Here is a 15,892-nt window from a genome sequence, read left to right as displayed (position 1 = left end):
GGATCGTTCAATAATAGCTTACAGACCTTGCTTAAACTGGTAATAACGACCCTGCTGCGCTAACAGATCTGCGTGATTACCTTGCTCAATAATTTGGCCGTTGTCCATCACTATTATTTGATCAAAACGCGCGAGCCCGCGCAGGCGATGCGTCACCATCAGTAACGTTTTATCGCGCATCACCTCTGCCAGCAATTCAAGCATTTGGCTTTCGGTCGTCGCATCCAGGCCTTCCGTCGGTTCATCAAGCAGCATCAGCGGCGCATCGTGCAAAAGCGCACGGGCGATCGCCAGACGACGCAGTTCGCCACCGGATAGCTGACGACCGCCTTCGCCCAGCCAACTGTTGAGGCCAGCATCGTCGAGGAGTTTCTCCAGCCCGACGCGGCGCAGCGTGTCTGCCAGTTGGTCGTCACTGGCGTCAGGCGCTGCAAGCAGCAGGTTGTCGCGCAGGGTGGCGCTGAATAAGTGCACGCGCTGCGGCACAACGCTGATGGTCTTGCGCAGCGTCGCTTCATTCAGAGTTGCAATCGAACAACCGTTGAGCAGGATCTCGCCCTGCTGCGGATCCCACGCGCGCGTGAGCAGTTGGAGTAATGTCGATTTACCGCACCCGGTGCGCCCAAGAATGGCGATATGCTCGCCTGGATTCACCTGCAGGGAGAGCGAATCCAGCGCCTTTTGCGCCTGTTCGGGGTAGCTGAATGAAACGTCACGCAGTGTCAGAGTGACCTGATCCGGGACGTCGGATACGTCAGTCGGGAAAGTGACTTCCGGCTTCTGTTCGGTCAGTTCGGTGATCCGCATGGCGGAGGCGATGACCTGTCCCAGATGCTGGAATGCGCCGGTAACCGGAGCCAGCGCTTCAAATGCTGCCAGCGCGCAAAAGACAAACAGGGCAATCAGCGCGCCAGGCTGAGCGTTATCCCCTACGCCGCCTGCCGCCATCCACAACATCAGCAAAATGGCAATGGCACCGATGAGCAACATCAGCGCCTGTGACAGTGCCGTCAGTTCAGACTGGCGGCGCTGCGCTTCGTGCCACTGTAACTCGGTGGCCTCCATCTGCGCGCGGTAGCGGTCGCTGGCGCCGAAAATAGTCAGTTCAGCCTGACCCTGTAACCATGAGGTCAACTGCTGGCGATACTGTCCGCGCAGGTGCGTCAGGTTTTGTCCGGTGCTTTTCCCGGCGCGATAAAACACCGGCGGCATAATAAACAGCGTCAGCAGCATCACGCCGCCGAGGGTGCAGGCGAGGGTGACATCCAGCACGCTCAGACCGATCGTCACAACCATAATCACCACGAAGGCTCCCACCAGGGGGGAGATGACGCGCAGGTAGAGGTGATCCAGCGTATCCACATCCGCCACAATGCGGTTCAACAGTTCACCCTGACGATAACGAGCCAGCCCGGCAGGGGAGAGCGGCAGCAGCTTGCTGAAGGTGTGAATACGTAAATGTTGCAGCACGCGGAAGGTGGCATCATGGCTGACCAGCCGCTCAAAATAGCGTCCGGCAGTCCGGGTAATAGCCGCACCGCGCACGCCTGCGGCAGGCAGCATATAGTTAAAACTGTAGATACCGGCAAAGCCCGCGACGGCTGACGCAGAGAGGAACCAGCCGGACAGCGTCAGCAGGCCAATGCTGGCGAGCAGGGTGATGATCGCCAGCACGATGCCCAGCGTTAACATCCATTTGTGACGTTTATAGAGCGTCAGATAAGGCAGTAGCGCGCGCATTAGATTTCCTCCTGACGATGGGCCAATAGCGACGCAAATGCGCCATTGGCGGTACTCAGTTCGGCCCAGGAGCCCTGTTCGATAATCTGTCCGTCCTGCATCACCCAAATCGTGTCCCAGTCAGCCAGATCTTCAAGCTGGTGCGTGACCATCAGCGTTGTCTGGCGTTTTGAGGCGGCTTTCAGCGCCAGCATGACCCGCTGTTCGCTATGGGCATCCAGGCTGGCAGCCGGCTCATCCAGCAGCAGCAACTTACAGGGATTAAGGAGCGCACGGGCTACTGCCACGCGTTGCGCCTGACCAACGGACAGACGTCCGGCCTGATCGCCAACGGGCGTATCCACGCCCTGTGGTAACAGCGGCAGGAATTCACTGACCCAGGCGCTGTCGAGCGCGGCACGCAACTCTTGCTCACTGGCATTCGGGCGAGCCAGAAGAACGTTTTCCCGTATCGTCGCCGCGGGCAACTGCGGGTTTTGCCCCACCCAGGAGAGATGCTTACGCCAGGACTCTGGCGACAAATCGCGAAGTTCCACCCCGTTAATGCGCAGCGATCCCTGATAAGAGAGGAAGCCAGAAAGCGCATTCAGCAGAGAACTCTTACCCGAACCGCTGCGACCGACCAGCACGACACGCTGCCCGGCAGCGAGGGAGAAGTTCAGTGGTCCCGCCAGGGTCTTACCTTCTGGCGATGTAATGATGAGATCGACGGCGTCAATGGAAACAGGTTCTTGCGTGGATAGTTCCACATCACCTTGTTCAGGATGGGCGAGCGGCGTTTCCATAAAAGTCTTCAGGCTGTCTGCCGCGCCAACCGCCTGTGCTTTAGCGTGATAAAACGTCCCCAAATCGCGCAGCGGCTGGAAAAACTCAGGAGCCAGAATAAGGGCGAGGAAGCCTGCTGCCAGCGTGACGCCCGTACCGTAGTGGCCGAAATTAAGTTCGCCGAGGTAGGAAAAACCAAAGTAAACCGCGACCAGCGCAATGGAAAGCGAGGTAAAAAACTCCAGTACGCCCGAGGATAAAAAGGCAAGGCGCAAGACTTCCATCGTGCGCTGGCGGAAATCTTGCGAGGCGACGCGAATGCTTTCGGTTTCAGCTTCACCACGGCCAAAAATGCGCAGGGTCTCCATTCCGCGTAAGCGATCGAGGAAATGTCCGCTCAGACGCGCCAGGGCGAGGAAATTACGCCGGTTAGCATCAGCAGCGCCCATACCGACCATCGCCATGAACAGAGGGATCAGCGGCGCGGTGCCGAGAAGGATCAACGCGGCGGCCCAGTTTGACGGAAAAATAGCCGCGACAATCAGGATGGGCACACACACCGCCAGCGCCATCTGCGGCAGATAACGAGCGTAGTAGTCGTGCATATCGTCAATCTGTTCCAGCACCAGCGTGGCCCAGCTTCCTGCAGGTTTTCCCTGGATCCACGCCGGACCGGCCTGTTGCAGGCGGTCGAGCACCTGGCGGCGGATCTCAAACCGGATGTGTTGGCCCGCATGGAATCCGACGCGTTCGCGTAACCAGACGACCCAGGCACGGAGGATAAAGATCAGCACCAGCACGACAAATGGCAACAGCAACGCCTCGCGCGGGATATTTTCCATGATCATATGTTGCAGAATGCGAGCCATGATCCAGGCCTGAGCGACAATCAGTACGCCACTCACAAACCCCAGCAGACGGGAAATCATAAGCCAGCGTTGGGAAATGACACTTTGCTGTTTTAACCAGCGGGTTAGCTCTTGTTGACGAGTTTTATTCATTGCGCGCTTTGCAGGTGAGTTATCAGAATTTTTTGCCAGGGCAATGTTACAACGGGGCAAAAATAAAGGCGACCTATAGTCGCCTTATTTACTTTTGTTGCTGATTTGTAAAAACTATTTGCACGCGTCGGCTAAACCGTCGAGGTAGCGTTCAGCATCCAGCGCAGCCATACAACCGGTGCCTGCGGAGGTGATAGCCTGACGGTAAATGTGGTCCATCACGTCGCCCGCAGCAAAGACGCCCGGGATGCTGGTCTGGGTCGCGTTACCGTGACTCCCGGACTGCACTTTAATGTAGCCGTTTTCCAGTTCAAGCTGTCCTTCGAAAATCGCCGTGTTCGGGCTGTGGCCGATGGCAACAAACAGCCCTGCGACATCCAGCGACTCAATGTTGTCCGCATTCTGCGTATCACGCAGGCGCAGACCCGTGACGCCCATCTGATCGCCGGTCACTTCTTCCAGCGTGCGGTGGGTGTGCAGCACGATGTTGCCGTTCTCCACTTTGTCCATCAGACGCTTAATCAGAATTTTTTCCGCGCGGAAACCGTCACGACGGTGAATCAGGTGAACTTCAGAGGCGATGTTTGCCAGATACAGCGCTTCTTCGACGGCTGTGTTACCGCCACCGATAACCGCGACTTTCTGGTTACGATAGAAAAAACCGTCGCAGGTAGCGCAGGCAGAAACGCCACGGCCTTTGAATGCCTCTTCTGACGGCAGACCGAGATAACGAGCGGACGCACCGGTAGCGATGATTAGCGCATCACAGGTGTACTCTGCACTGTCACCGATCAGACGGAACGGACGGTTTTGCAGGTCCACTTTATTGATGTGATCGAAGATGATCTCGGTTTCAAACTTAGTCGCATGCTCGTGCATACGTTCCATCAGCAGTGGTCCGGTCAGATCATTCGGATCGCCCGGCCAGTTTTCCACTTCTGTGGTGGTGGTCAGTTGACCGCCTTTTTCCATACCGGTAATCAGTACCGGCTGCAGGTTTGCGCGCGCAGCATAGACCGCTGCGGTATATCCCGCCGGGCCGGAACCCAGGATAAGCAGTTTACTGTGTTTGGTCGTGCCCATGAGATCCTCATTGTTGTTGGCAGGCAATGGGCTGGATTGTAGGGAATTTGACGGCGTAAAAAAAGGGTATAGCGATTTTGTTAACAATTTGTGGAATAGACGAGGCCAATGAGTGAACAAATCTGCCGTCACGCCATAATGAATTCTACTTAAAATCCCTCAGTTATAAGGTGATAAAATGATGAATCATCTTAACGCCTAATGAATAACTGGCATGTTGTACTAAAAATCGATGTTTTGCTTTGACAATCACCTGCTGTTTTGCGAAAACATTCGAGGAAGAAAAAAACAGTGTTGTGTGTGTGCCGCATAATCATGCATATAAATACCATGTTTACCGGGCTAGCGAAATCTACGCATGGTGTGGACAGACGCCATTCGTGATGTCGATAGCTGCCGTCAGGCAACGGTCTTCTCACTATAGACCCAGGCATTGCGCGCCGCTAATCCTCTTGGGTTCGGTCTATTGTGATGGGCATCGACTCTCGACAATGATGTTTGATGAGTCAGGCAGGAGTAGGGAAGGAATACAGAGAGACAATAATAATGGTAGATAGCAAGAAGCGCCCTGGCAAAGATCTCGACCGTATTGATCGTAACATTCTTAATGAGCTGCAAAAGGATGGGCGTATTTCTAACGTCGAGCTTTCTAAACGAGTGGGACTTTCCCCGACGCCCTGCCTTGAGCGTGTGCGTCGTCTGGAAAGACAGGGTTTCATTCAGGGCTATACAGCGCTGTTAAACCCGCATTATCTGGATGCATCACTTCTGGTATTTGTTGAGATTACTCTGAATCGTGGCGCTCCGGATGTGTTTGAACAATTCAACGCCGCAGTACAAAAACTTGAAGAAATTCAAGAGTGTCATTTGGTGTCTGGCGATTTCGACTACCTGTTGAAAACACGTGTGCCGGACATGTCAGCCTACCGTAAGCTGCTGGGGGAAACCCTGCTGCGTCTGCCTGGCGTCAATGACACCCGTACTTACGTGGTAATGGAAGAAGTCAAACAGAGTAATCGTCTGGTTATTAAGACGCGCTAATACGGAACAGGTGCAAAATCGGCGTATTTTGATTACACTCCTGTTAATCCATACAGCAACAGTGCCGGGGTAACCCGGTGCTGTTGTCCGTTTTAGCATCGGGCAGGAAAAGCCCGAAACCTGGAGAGCCTTTTTTGAGCCAGGAATACACTGAAGACAAAGAAGTCACATTGACAAAGTTAAGCAGCGGGCGCCGACTTCTGGAGGCGTTGCTGATTCTTATTGCCCTTTTTGCCGTCTGGCTGATGGCGGCCTTACTGAGCTTTAATCCTTCTGATCCCAGTTGGTCGCAAACGGCCTGGCATGAGCCTATCCATAATTTGGGCGGGGCGCCGGGGGCATGGCTGGCGGATACCCTGTTCTTTATCTTTGGGATAATGGCGTACACCATTCCTGTCATCATTGTGGGCGGCTGCTGGTTTGCCTGGCGTCACCAGGCGACCGATGACTATATCGACTATTTTGCCGTCTCGCTGCGCATCATTGGCGTGCTGGCGCTTATCCTTACTTCCTGTGGTCTGGCCGCTATTAATGCCGATGACATCTGGTACTTCGCCTCCGGCGGGGTGATTGGCAGTCTGTTGAGTACCACCCTGCAACCGCTGCTGCACAGCAGTGGTGGCACCATTACGCTTCTGTGCGTGTGGGCGGCAGGGCTGACGCTCTTTACCGGCTGGTCCTGGGTTAGCATCGCCGAAAAACTTGGCGGCTGGCTGCTCAATATTCTGACCTTTGCCAGCAACCGTACCCGTCGTGATGATACCTGGGTAGAAGACGACGAATACGAAGACGATGAAGAGTATGAAGATGAAGTCGAGGGCGGGAAACGTGAGTCCCGTCGGGCGCGTATTCTTCGCGGTGCGCTGGCGCGCCGTAAACGTCTGGCTGAAAAATTTATCAATCCGCATGGCCGTCAGACGGATGCGGCGCTCTTCTCCGGCAGACGCATGGATGATGACGATGAGATAGCCTACAGTGCGCGCGGCGTCGCGACCGATCCTGGCGATGTGCTGTTCTCCGGGCATCGTGCGACGCAGCCGGAATATGATGAATACGATCCGCTGTTAAACGGTCATTCGGTGACCGAACCCGTCGCCGCTGCGGCGGCGGCAACGGCTGCGGCTCAGGCCTGGGCTGCGCCGGTCGATCCGATTATGCAAACGCCGCCCCTACCGGGAGCAGAAACCGTTCCTGTACAACCTGCGGTTGCATGGCAACCCGTACCAGGCCCGCAAACCGGCGAGCCGGTGATTGCTCCTGCGCCGGAAGGCTATCCGTCGCACAACCCGTACGCGCAGCCGCAGCAGGCGCAGTATGAGACATGGCAACAGCCTGTTCCGACTGAACCGCAATACGCTGCGCCTGTGGCCCCTGAAGCTGATTATCCGCAGCCAGGCCTACCGCAACAACCGTGGCAGCAACCGCAAGCTACGGTAGAGCAACCCTGGCAGCCCGAGCCGGTTTATCAACCCGAGCCTGTCCAGCAGCCGGTTTATCATCAGCCAGCGTATCAGCCGGAGCCTTTATCGCCACAGGAACCTGTGGTTCCGCAAGCTCCGATTACTGAGCCTGAGCCGGTAGTCGAAGAGACAAAACCTGCGCGCCCGCCGCTGTACTACTTTGAAGAAGTGGAAGAGAAGCGTGCGCGTGAACGTGAGCAACTGGCCGCGTGGTATCAGCCGATTCCTGAACCTGTTAACACGCCGGAACCGGTGGTTCCTGCACCGTCAACTGCGCCTTCTATACCGCCTGTTGACGCTGCTGTGACCATTGCGCCGATCGCTGCAAGCGTGAAGGATGCGACCTTATCAGCCGGTGCGACTGCGGCAGCTGCAGCGCCAGTCTTCAGCCTCGCGAACGGCGGAGCGCCGCGTCCGCAGGTGAAAGAAGGGATTGGCCCGCAACTGCCTCGTCCCAATCGCGTACGTGTACCGACACGCCGTGAGCTGGCATCGTATGGTATTAAATTGCCTTCTCAGCGTATGGCTGAGGAGAGAGCGCGTGAAGCCGGTCAACACGATCCGCAGTATAGCGATGATGAAATCGACGCCATGCAACAGGACGAACTGGCTCGTCAGTTTGCTCAGTCACAGCAAAGTCGTTATGGCGACGAGTATCAGCATGAGGCGACGCAGGCCGACGATGAAGATGCCGCTGCGGAAGCTGAACTGGCGCGCCAGTTTGCCTCTTCACAGCAACAGCGCTACGCCGGTGAGCAACCTGCCGGAGCGAATCCATTCTCGCTGGATGATTTTGAGTTTTCACCCATGAAAACGCTGGTCGATAACGGCCCGCATGAGCCGCTGTTTACACCGGGCGTAATGCCGGAGTCTGCGCCTGTTCAGCCACCCACAACGCCGCAGTATCAGCAGCCGCAACAGCCGGTAGCGCCACAGCCGCAGTATCAGCAGCCGCAACAGCCGGTAGCGCCGCAGCCGCAGTATCAACAGCCGCAACAGCCGGTAGCGCCGCAGCAGCACTATCAACAACCACAACAGCCGGCAGCGCCGCAGCCACAGTATCAGCAACCGCATCAGCCGGTAGTGACGCAGCAACCTGCTGCACCTCAGCCGCAGGAAAGCCTGATTCACCCGCTGCTGATGCGCAATGGTGACAGCCGTCCGCTGCAAAAACCGACGACGCCACTGCCTTCGCTGGATCTGCTGACGCAGCCACCGAGTGAAGTGGAGCCGGTTGATACCTTCGCGCTGGAACAAATGGCGCGCCTGGTTGAAGCTCGCCTGGCTGATTTCCGCATCAAGGCCGATGTGGTGAATTACTCGCCAGGTCCTGTGATCACCCGTTTTGAACTGAATCTGGCGCCGGGTGTGAAAGCGGCGCGTATTTCCAACCTTTCTCGTGACCTGGCGCGTTCGTTGTCGACTGTCGCGGTGCGCGTGGTGGAAGTGATTCCGGGTAAACCATACGTAGGCCTGGAATTGCCGAACAAAAAACGGCAGACCGTTTACCTGCGTGAAGTGCTGGATAACGCGAAGTTCCGTGAAAACCCATCGCCGCTGACCGTCGTGTTGGGTAAAGATATTGCCGGCGATCCGGTGGTAGCCGATCTGGCGAAAATGCCGCACCTGCTGGTGGCGGGGACAACCGGTTCGGGTAAATCGGTTGGGGTGAACGCCATGATCCTCAGCATGCTTTATAAGGCGCAGCCGGAAGACGTTCGTTTCATCATGATCGACCCGAAAATGCTGGAGCTGTCGGTTTACGAAGGCATTCCGCATCTGCTGACGGAAGTCGTCACGGATATGAAAGACGCCGCCAACGCCCTGCGCTGGAGCGTTAACGAGATGGAACGCCGTTACAAGCTGATGTCTGCGCTGGGCGTGCGTAATCTTGCGGGTTACAACGAGAAGATAGCCGAAGCCGCGCGGATGGGACGTCCGATTCCGGACCCGTACTGGAAACCAGGCGACAGTATGGATGCGCAGCATCCGGTACTGGAAAAACTGCCGTATATCGTTGTGCTGGTTGACGAATTTGCCGACCTGATGATGACCGTCGGTAAGAAAGTTGAAGAGCTGATTGCCCGACTGGCGCAAAAAGCCCGTGCGGCCGGGATCCATCTGGTGCTGGCGACACAGCGTCCATCGGTTGACGTCATTACCGGTCTTATTAAAGCCAACATACCGACACGTATTGCCTTCACCGTGTCCAGTAAGATTGACTCGCGTACTATCCTCGATCAGGGCGGTGCAGAATCGCTGCTGGGGATGGGGGATATGCTTTACTCCGGGCCAAACTCCACCATGCCGGTGCGTGTTCACGGCGCATTTGTCCGTGACCAGGAAGTGCATGCGGTGGTGCAGGACTGGAAGGCGCGTGGGCGTCCGCAGTATGTGGATGGCATCACCTCCGACAGCGAAAGCGAAGGCGGCGGCGGTGGCTTTGACGGTGGCGAAGAGCTGGATCCGTTATTCGATCAGGCAGTCAACTTTGTGACAGAGAAACGTAAAGCGTCCATCTCCGGCGTACAGCGCCAGTTCCGTATTGGCTACAACCGTGCGGCGCGCATTATCGAACAGATGGAAGCGCAGGGGATCGTCAGCGAACAAGGCCATAACGGCAATCGTGAAGTGTTGGCGCCACCACCGTTTGACTAAGTGCAAAGTTACGTAATTCAGTATTGTCTTCTTTCCTCACGCTGATTTTTGGCCTGGAATGGATAGCAGAGGGATCTCCCGGTCGGGAGTGACGTATTTTGAGGAATAACAATGAAAAAAATCGCAATCACCTGTGCATTACTCTCAGGATTCGTGGTAAGCAGCGTTTGGGCGGATGCCGCCAGCGATCTGAAAAGTCGTCTGGATAAAGTAAGCAGCTTCCACGCCAGCTTCACACAGAAAGTGACTGATGGCAGCGGCGCTGCTGTTCAGGAAGGTCAGGGTGATTTGTGGGTGAAGCGTCCGAACCTGTTTAACTGGCACATGACGCAGCCTGATGAAAGCATTCTGGTTTCTGATGGGAAAACGCTGTGGTTCTTCAACCCGTTTGTTGAGCAGGCCACCGCGACCTGGCTGAAAGACGCCACCGGCAACACGCCGTTTATGCTGATTGCCCGCAACCAGTCCAGCGACTGGCAACAGTACAATATCAAGCAGAACGGTGACGACTTCGTCCTGACGCCGAAAACCAGCAACGGTAACCTGAAACAGTTCACCATCAATGTGGGCCGTGACGGGACTATTCATCAGTTCAGCGCCGTGGAGCAGGATGACCAGCGCAGCAGCTATCAGCTGAAATCACAGCAGAATGGCGCCGTTGACGCATCGAAGTTCACCTTTACTCCACCGCAAGGCGTAACGGTAGACGACCAACGTAAGTAGAGGCCTGCGTGAGCAACCTGTCGCTCGATTTTTCTGATAATACCTTTCAGCCACTGGCCGCGCGGATGCGGCCAGAAAATTTAGCGCAGTATATTGGTCAGCAGCACCTGCTGGCTGCGGGTAAACCGTTGCCGCGTGCGATTGAAGCCGGACATCTGCACTCCATGATCTTGTGGGGACCGCCGGGAACCGGGAAAACGACACTCGCTGAAGTGATTGCCCGCTACGCCGATGCCGACGTTGAGCGGATATCGGCGGTCACCTCCGGCGTGAAAGAGATCCGCGAAGCCATCGAACGCGCCCGTCAGAATCGTCATGCCGGGCGTCGCACTATTCTGTTTGTTGACGAAGTTCATCGCTTTAATAAAAGCCAACAGGATGCGTTCTTACCGCATATTGAAGACGGCACGATCACCTTTATCGGGGCAACCACCGAAAACCCGTCGTTTGAACTGAATTCCGCGCTGTTGTCGCGGGCGCGCGTCTATTTGCTCAAATCGCTGACCACGGAAGATATCGAACAGGTTCTCCGTCAGGCGATGGAAGACAAGGCGCGGGGCTATGGTGGCCAGGATATCGTTCTGCCGGATGATACCCGCAAAGCCATCGCGGAACTGGTCAATGGTGATGCGCGCCGCGCATTGAACACCCTGGAAATGATGGCTGATATGGCCGAAGTGGATGATAGCGGCAAGCGAGTACTGCTTCCCGCATTGTTGACCGAAATCGCCGGTGAGCGCAGCGCGCGTTTTGATAACAAAGGCGACCGCTTCTACGATCTCATTTCCGCATTGCATAAATCAGTTCGCGGCAGCGCGCCGGATGCGGCACTTTACTGGTATGCACGTATCATTACGGCCGGGGGAGATCCGCTGTATGTCGCGCGCCGTTGCCTGGCGATTGCTTCCGAAGATGTGGGCAATGCCGATCCGCGTGCGATGCAGGTGGCGATTTCCGCCTGGGACTGCTTCACGCGAGTGGGGCCTGCTGAAGGCGAGCGCGCCATCGCCCAGGCGATTGTTTATCTGGCCTGTGCACCGAAAAGCAATGCGGTGTATACCGCCTTTAAAGCGGCGCTCTCCGATGCCCGTGAACGTCCTGACTATGACGTACCTGTTCATCTGCGCAATGCGCCGACGAAGTTGATGAAAGAGATGGGTTACGGCCAGGAATATCGTTATGCACATGACGAACCGAATGCTTATGCCGCGGGCGAGGAATATTTCCCGCCGGAGATGGCACAAACACGCTATTATCACCCCACAAACAGAGGTCTTGAGGGCAAGATTGGCGAAAAGCTCGCCTGGCTCGCCGGACAGGATCAAAATAGCCCTATAAAACGCTACCGTTAGCGCAGGCGTTGCGGTAATGTTGGCACTGTATCCCTGTGACCGCAGGCTGTGGTCACATTTTCCCATTTCAATTCGATAAGCACAGGATAAGCATGCTCGATCCCAATCTGCTGCGTAATGAGCCAGACGCAGTCGCTGAAAAACTGGCACGCCGGGGCTTTAAGCTGGATGTAGATAAGCTGCGCGCTCTTGAAGAGCGTCGTAAAGTTTTGCAGGTCAATACTGAAAACCTGCAGGCAGAGCGTAACTCTCGATCGAAATCCATCGGCCAGGCGAAAGCGCGCGGGGAAGATATCGAGCCTTTACGTCTGGAAGTGAACAAACTGGGCGAAGAGCTGGATGCCGCAAAAGCGGAGCTGGATGTTTTACAGGCTGAGATCCGCGATATCGCGCTGGCCATTCCTAACCTGCCTGCAGACGAAGTGCCGGTCGGTAAAGACGAGAACGATAACGTTGAAGTCAGCCGCTGGGGTACCCCGCGCGAGTTCGACTTTGAGGTTCGCGATCACGTCACGCTGGGCGAAATGCATTCCGGTCTGGATTTCGCTGCTGCCGTTAAGCTGACGGGTTCCCGCTTCGTGGTGATGAAAGGGCAGATTGCCCGTATGCACCGTGCGCTCTCGCAATTTATGCTCGATCTGCATACCGAACAGCATGGCTACAGCGAAAACTATGTGCCGTATCTGGTCAACCATGACACCCTGTACGGCACGGGGCAGTTGCCGAAATTTGCCGGCGATCTGTTCCACACGCGTCCGCTGGAAGAAGAGGCTGACAGCAGCAACTACGCGTTGATTCCGACGGCAGAAGTGCCGCTGACCAACCTGGTGCGTGATGAGATCATCGACGAAGACCAACTGCCGATCAAAATGACGGCGCACACACCGTGCTTCCGCTCTGAAGCGGGTTCCTACGGTCGTGATACTCGTGGCCTGATCCGTATGCACCAGTTCGACAAAGTTGAAATGGTACAGATCGTTCGCCCGGAAGATTCAATGGCAGCGCTGGAAGAGATGACCGGTCATGCGGAAAAAGTGCTGCAACTGCTGGGTCTGCCCTATCGCAAAATCATTCTTTGCACCGGCGACATGGGCTTTGGCGCATGCAAAACCTACGATCTGGAAGTGTGGGTACCGGCGCAGAATACCTACCGCGAGATTTCATCCTGCTCTAACGTCTGGGATTTCCAGGCGCGCCGTATGCAGGCTCGCTGTCGCAGCAAGTCCGACAAAAAGACCCGTCTGGTGCATACTCTGAACGGTTCTGGTCTGGCGGTTGGTCGTACACTGGTGGCGGTGATGGAAAACTACCAGCAGGCTGATGGCCGTATCGAAGTGCCGGAAGTGTTGCGTCCGTACATGAACGGACTGGAATATATCGGTTAATCCTCGCTTCACTCTTTCTAAAAAGCGCCTTTGGGCGCTTTTTTTATGCCTGTTTGACGCCGGACAATAATCATTACCCCCTTAGGGGTAATATTACTTTCGAATGAAATTCAGCATTTTGCACTGTTATCCTGTAAATACGTTGTATGTAGAACTATATAACGTTGCTTAACTACTCAAATAATAATATCAATTTCTGTTTTTTACTGTAAGCAAGCAGAGTGAGCCTTTATGAAAACGAAGATCCCTGATGCCGTGATGGCAGCGGAGGTGAGTCGTCGCGGTTTGGTCAAAACGACGGCGATTGGCGGACTGGCGATGGCCAGCAGCGCGTTTACCCTGCCATTTACCCGTATCGCTAATGCTGCCGAAGCCCTGAGTCCGGCACAAGCCAGCGAAAAAGTCGTCTGGAGCGCCTGTACCGTAAACTGCGGGAGTCGTTGCCCGTTGCGCATGCATGTTGTGGATGGCGAAATCAAATACGTTGAAACCGACAACACCGGTGATGACAACTACGACGGTTTGCATCAGGTGCGTGCCTGTCTGCGTGGACGTTCCATGCGTCGTCGCGTCTATAATCCGGATCGTCTGAAATACCCGATGAAACGCGTCGGTAAACGCGGAGAAGGCAAATTCGAGCGCATCACCTGGGATGAGGCTTACGACATCATCGCCAGCAACATGCAGCGTCTGATTAAAGACTACGGTAACGAGTCTATCTATCTGAACTACGGCACCGGTACGCTGGGCGGTACGATGACCCGTTCCTGGCCGCCGGGAAATACCCTGGTGGCGCGTCTGATGAACTGCTGCGGCGGTTATTTGAACCACTACGGCGACTACTCTTCCGCACAAATCGCGGCGGGTCTGAACTACACCTATGGCGGTTGGGCGGATGGTAACAGCCCATCGGACATCGAAAACAGTAAGCTGGTAGTGCTGTTCGGTAACAACCCTGGCGAAACCCGTATGAGCGGCGGTGGGGTGACCTACTATCTGGAACAGGCGCGACAGAAATCGAATGCCCGGATGATTATTATCGATCCGCGCTATACCGATACCGGGGCCGGTCGTGAAGATGAATGGATCCCGATTCGTCCGGGTACCGATGCGGCGCTGGTGAATGCGCTGGCTTATGTGCTGATTACTGAGAATATGGTCGATCAGCCGTTCCTCGATAAGTACTGTGTGGGCTACGACGAGAAAACGTTGCCAGCCAGCGCGCCGAAGAATGGCCACTATAAGGCCTATATTCTCGGACAGGGGACTGACGGTACGCCAAAAACGCCGGAGTGGGCGGCGCAAATTACCGGCATTCCGGCAGACCGTATTATCAAACTGGCGCGTGAAATCGGCAGCGCAAAACCAGCCTATATCAGCCAGGGATGGGGACCGCAGCGCCATGCGAACGGTGAAATCGCCACCCGTGCCATTTCAATGCTGGCCATTTTAACCGGTAACGTCGGGATCAACGGCGGCAACAGCGGTGCACGTGAAGGCTCTTACGGTCTGCCGTTTGTACGGATGCCAACGCTGGAAAACCCGGTAGAAACCAGTATCTCGATGTTTATGTGGACCGACGCGATTGAACGTGGTCCGGAAATGACTGCGCTGCGTGATGGCGTGCGCGGCAAAGATAAACTCGACGTGCCGATTAAGATGATCTGGAACTACGCCGGTAACTGTCTTATCAACCAGCACTCAGAGATCAACCGCACGCACGACATCCTGCAGGATGACAAGAAGTGCGAAATGATTGTCGTCATCGACTGCCACATGACGTCGTCAGCGAAGTATGCCGATATCCTGCTGCCGGACTGCACGGCTTCTGAACAGATGGACTTCGCGCTGGATGCTTCCTGCGGGAATATGTCTTATGTGATTTTCGCCGATCAGGCCATTAAGCCGCGTTTTGAATGCAAAACCATCTATGAAATGACCAGCGAGCTGGCGAAGCGTCTGGGTGTCGAGCAGCAGTTTACCGAAGGACGCACTCAGGAAGAATGGATGCGTCATCTGTACGAACAGTCGCGTAAAGCTATTCCGGCGCTGCCGACCTTTGAGGAATTCCGTAAGCAGGGTCTGTTCAAGCAGCGCGATCCGGAAGGACATCACGTGGCCTATAAGGCGTTCCGTGACGATCCGCAGGCCAATCCGTTGACCACGCCGTCAGGTAAAATCGAGATCTACTCGCAGGAACTGGCTAAGATTGCCGCCACCTGGGAACTACCGGAAGGCGATGTCATCGATCCATTGCCGATCTACACGCCAGGTTTTGAGAACTACAACGATCCGTTGACCAAAGATTATCCATTGCAGCTCACGGGCTTCCACTATAAATCTCGCGTTCACTCCACCTATGGCAACGTGGATGTCCTGAAGGCGTCGTGCCGCCAGGAGATGTGGATCAACCCGCTGGACGCGCAAAAACGCGGTATCCGTAATGGCGACAAGGTGCGCATCTTCAATGGTCGCGGAGAGCTACATATTGAGGCGAAAGTGACGCCGCGGATGATGCCGGGTGTGGTTGCGCTAGGGGAAGGGGCCTGGTATGACCCGGATGCCAAACGCATTGACCAGGGGGGCTGTATCAACGTATTGACCACCCAGCGCCCGTCTCCTCTGGCGAAGGGGAACCCGTCACATACGAACCTTGTTCAGGTTGAGAAGGTGTAAGGAGTAAC

At 55.6% G+C, this 15,892-nt stretch carries 9 protein-coding genes; 6 read left to right on the top strand and 3 right to left on the bottom strand.

The features are described from left to right. Positions 1–18 precede the first annotated feature (18 nt). The 3 genes from cydC to trxB form a co-directional block, all read right to left on the bottom strand. Complete coding sequence (gene cydC, locus JTI98_RS18265) at positions 19–1,740, bottom strand: cysteine/glutathione ABC transporter ATP-binding protein/permease CydC (protein ID WP_216081633.1); 1,722 nt, start codon at positions 1,738–1,740, stop codon at positions 19–21. Next, a complete protein-coding gene (gene cydD, locus JTI98_RS18260; protein ID WP_216081632.1) occupies positions 1,740–3,506 on the bottom strand; it encodes a cysteine/glutathione ABC transporter permease/ATP-binding protein CydD in 1,767 nt (588 codons plus the stop codon). Before cydD ends, cydC begins: the two co-directional genes overlap by 1 nt. Positions 3,507–3,620: 114 nt before the next feature. Then, positions 3,621–4,589 (bottom strand): thioredoxin-disulfide reductase, encoded by a 969-nt coding sequence (gene trxB / locus JTI98_RS18255; RefSeq protein WP_043001206.1) that lies wholly within the window; start codon positions 4,587–4,589, stop codon positions 3,621–3,623. 546 nt (positions 4,590–5,135) lie between these two features. Here trxB and lrp point away from each other — a divergent pair. The 6 genes from lrp (at position 5,136) to dmsA (ending at position 15,884) form a co-directional block, all read left to right on the top strand. Continuing rightward, positions 5,136–5,630 (top strand): leucine-responsive transcriptional regulator Lrp, encoded by a 495-nt coding sequence (gene lrp / locus JTI98_RS18250; RefSeq protein WP_000228469.1) that lies wholly within the window; start codon positions 5,136–5,138, stop codon positions 5,628–5,630. 134 nt (positions 5,631–5,764) lie between these two features. Further along, on the top strand, positions 5,765–9,748 hold the full coding sequence (ftsK, locus tag JTI98_RS18245; protein ID WP_216081631.1) for a DNA translocase FtsK: 3,984 nt from the start codon (positions 5,765–5,767) through the stop codon (positions 9,746–9,748). A 111-nt stretch (positions 9,749–9,859) separates the two neighbouring features. Beyond that, the gene (gene lolA / locus JTI98_RS18240; RefSeq protein ID WP_044256345.1) at positions 9,860–10,471 is read left to right on the top strand and encodes an outer membrane lipoprotein chaperone LolA; all 612 of its coding nucleotides are present in this window, start codon (positions 9,860–9,862) and stop codon (positions 10,469–10,471) included. A gap of 8 nt (positions 10,472–10,479) precedes the next feature. Continuing rightward, positions 10,480–11,823, top strand: coding sequence for a replication-associated recombination protein RarA (rarA, locus tag JTI98_RS18235; RefSeq protein WP_043001204.1), 1,344 nt, complete (start codon positions 10,480–10,482; stop codon positions 11,821–11,823). Between the two features lie 92 nt (positions 11,824–11,915). Then, positions 11,916–13,208 carry a serine--tRNA ligase gene (gene serS, locus JTI98_RS18230; protein ID WP_043001203.1) on the top strand — a complete coding sequence of 431 codons (1,293 nt, stop codon included), beginning with the start codon at positions 11,916–11,918 and terminating at the stop codon, positions 13,206–13,208. 231 nt (positions 13,209–13,439) lie between these two features. Then, a complete protein-coding gene (dmsA, locus tag JTI98_RS18225) occupies positions 13,440–15,884 on the top strand; it encodes a dimethylsulfoxide reductase subunit A (protein ID WP_044256344.1) in 2,445 nt (814 codons plus the stop codon). Positions 15,885–15,892 lie beyond the last annotated feature (8 nt).

Source organism: Citrobacter sp. MGH 55, from assembly GCF_016906145.1.
GTDB classification, from domain to species: Bacteria; Pseudomonadota; Gammaproteobacteria; order Enterobacterales; family Enterobacteriaceae; genus Citrobacter_A; species Citrobacter_A amalonaticus.
The sequence above is the reverse complement of the archived record's forward strand: the minus strand, read 5'-3'. Positions and strand labels throughout refer to the sequence as shown.

What these genes read in the sequence shown, in the direction of transcription:
- lolA (WP_044256345.1), top strand. Translation starts at nt 9,860, where the DNA reads ATGAAAAAAATCGCAATCACCTGTGCATTACTCTCAGGATTCGTGGTA.
- cydD (WP_216081632.1), bottom strand. Translation starts at nt 3,506, where the DNA reads ATGAATAAAACTCGTCAACAAGAGCTAACCCGCTGGTTAAAACAGCAA.
- lrp (WP_000228469.1), top strand. Translation starts at nt 5,136, where the DNA reads ATGGTAGATAGCAAGAAGCGCCCTGGCAAAGATCTCGACCGTATTGAT.
- trxB (WP_043001206.1), bottom strand. Translation starts at nt 4,589, where the DNA reads ATGGGCACGACCAAACACAGTAAACTGCTTATCCTGGGTTCCGGCCCG.
- serS (WP_043001203.1), top strand. Translation starts at nt 11,916, where the DNA reads ATGCTCGATCCCAATCTGCTGCGTAATGAGCCAGACGCAGTCGCTGAA.
- dmsA (WP_044256344.1), top strand. Translation starts at nt 13,440, where the DNA reads ATGAAAACGAAGATCCCTGATGCCGTGATGGCAGCGGAGGTGAGTCGT.
- cydC (WP_216081633.1), bottom strand. Translation starts at nt 1,740, where the DNA reads ATGCGCGCGCTACTGCCTTATCTGACGCTCTATAAACGTCACAAATGG.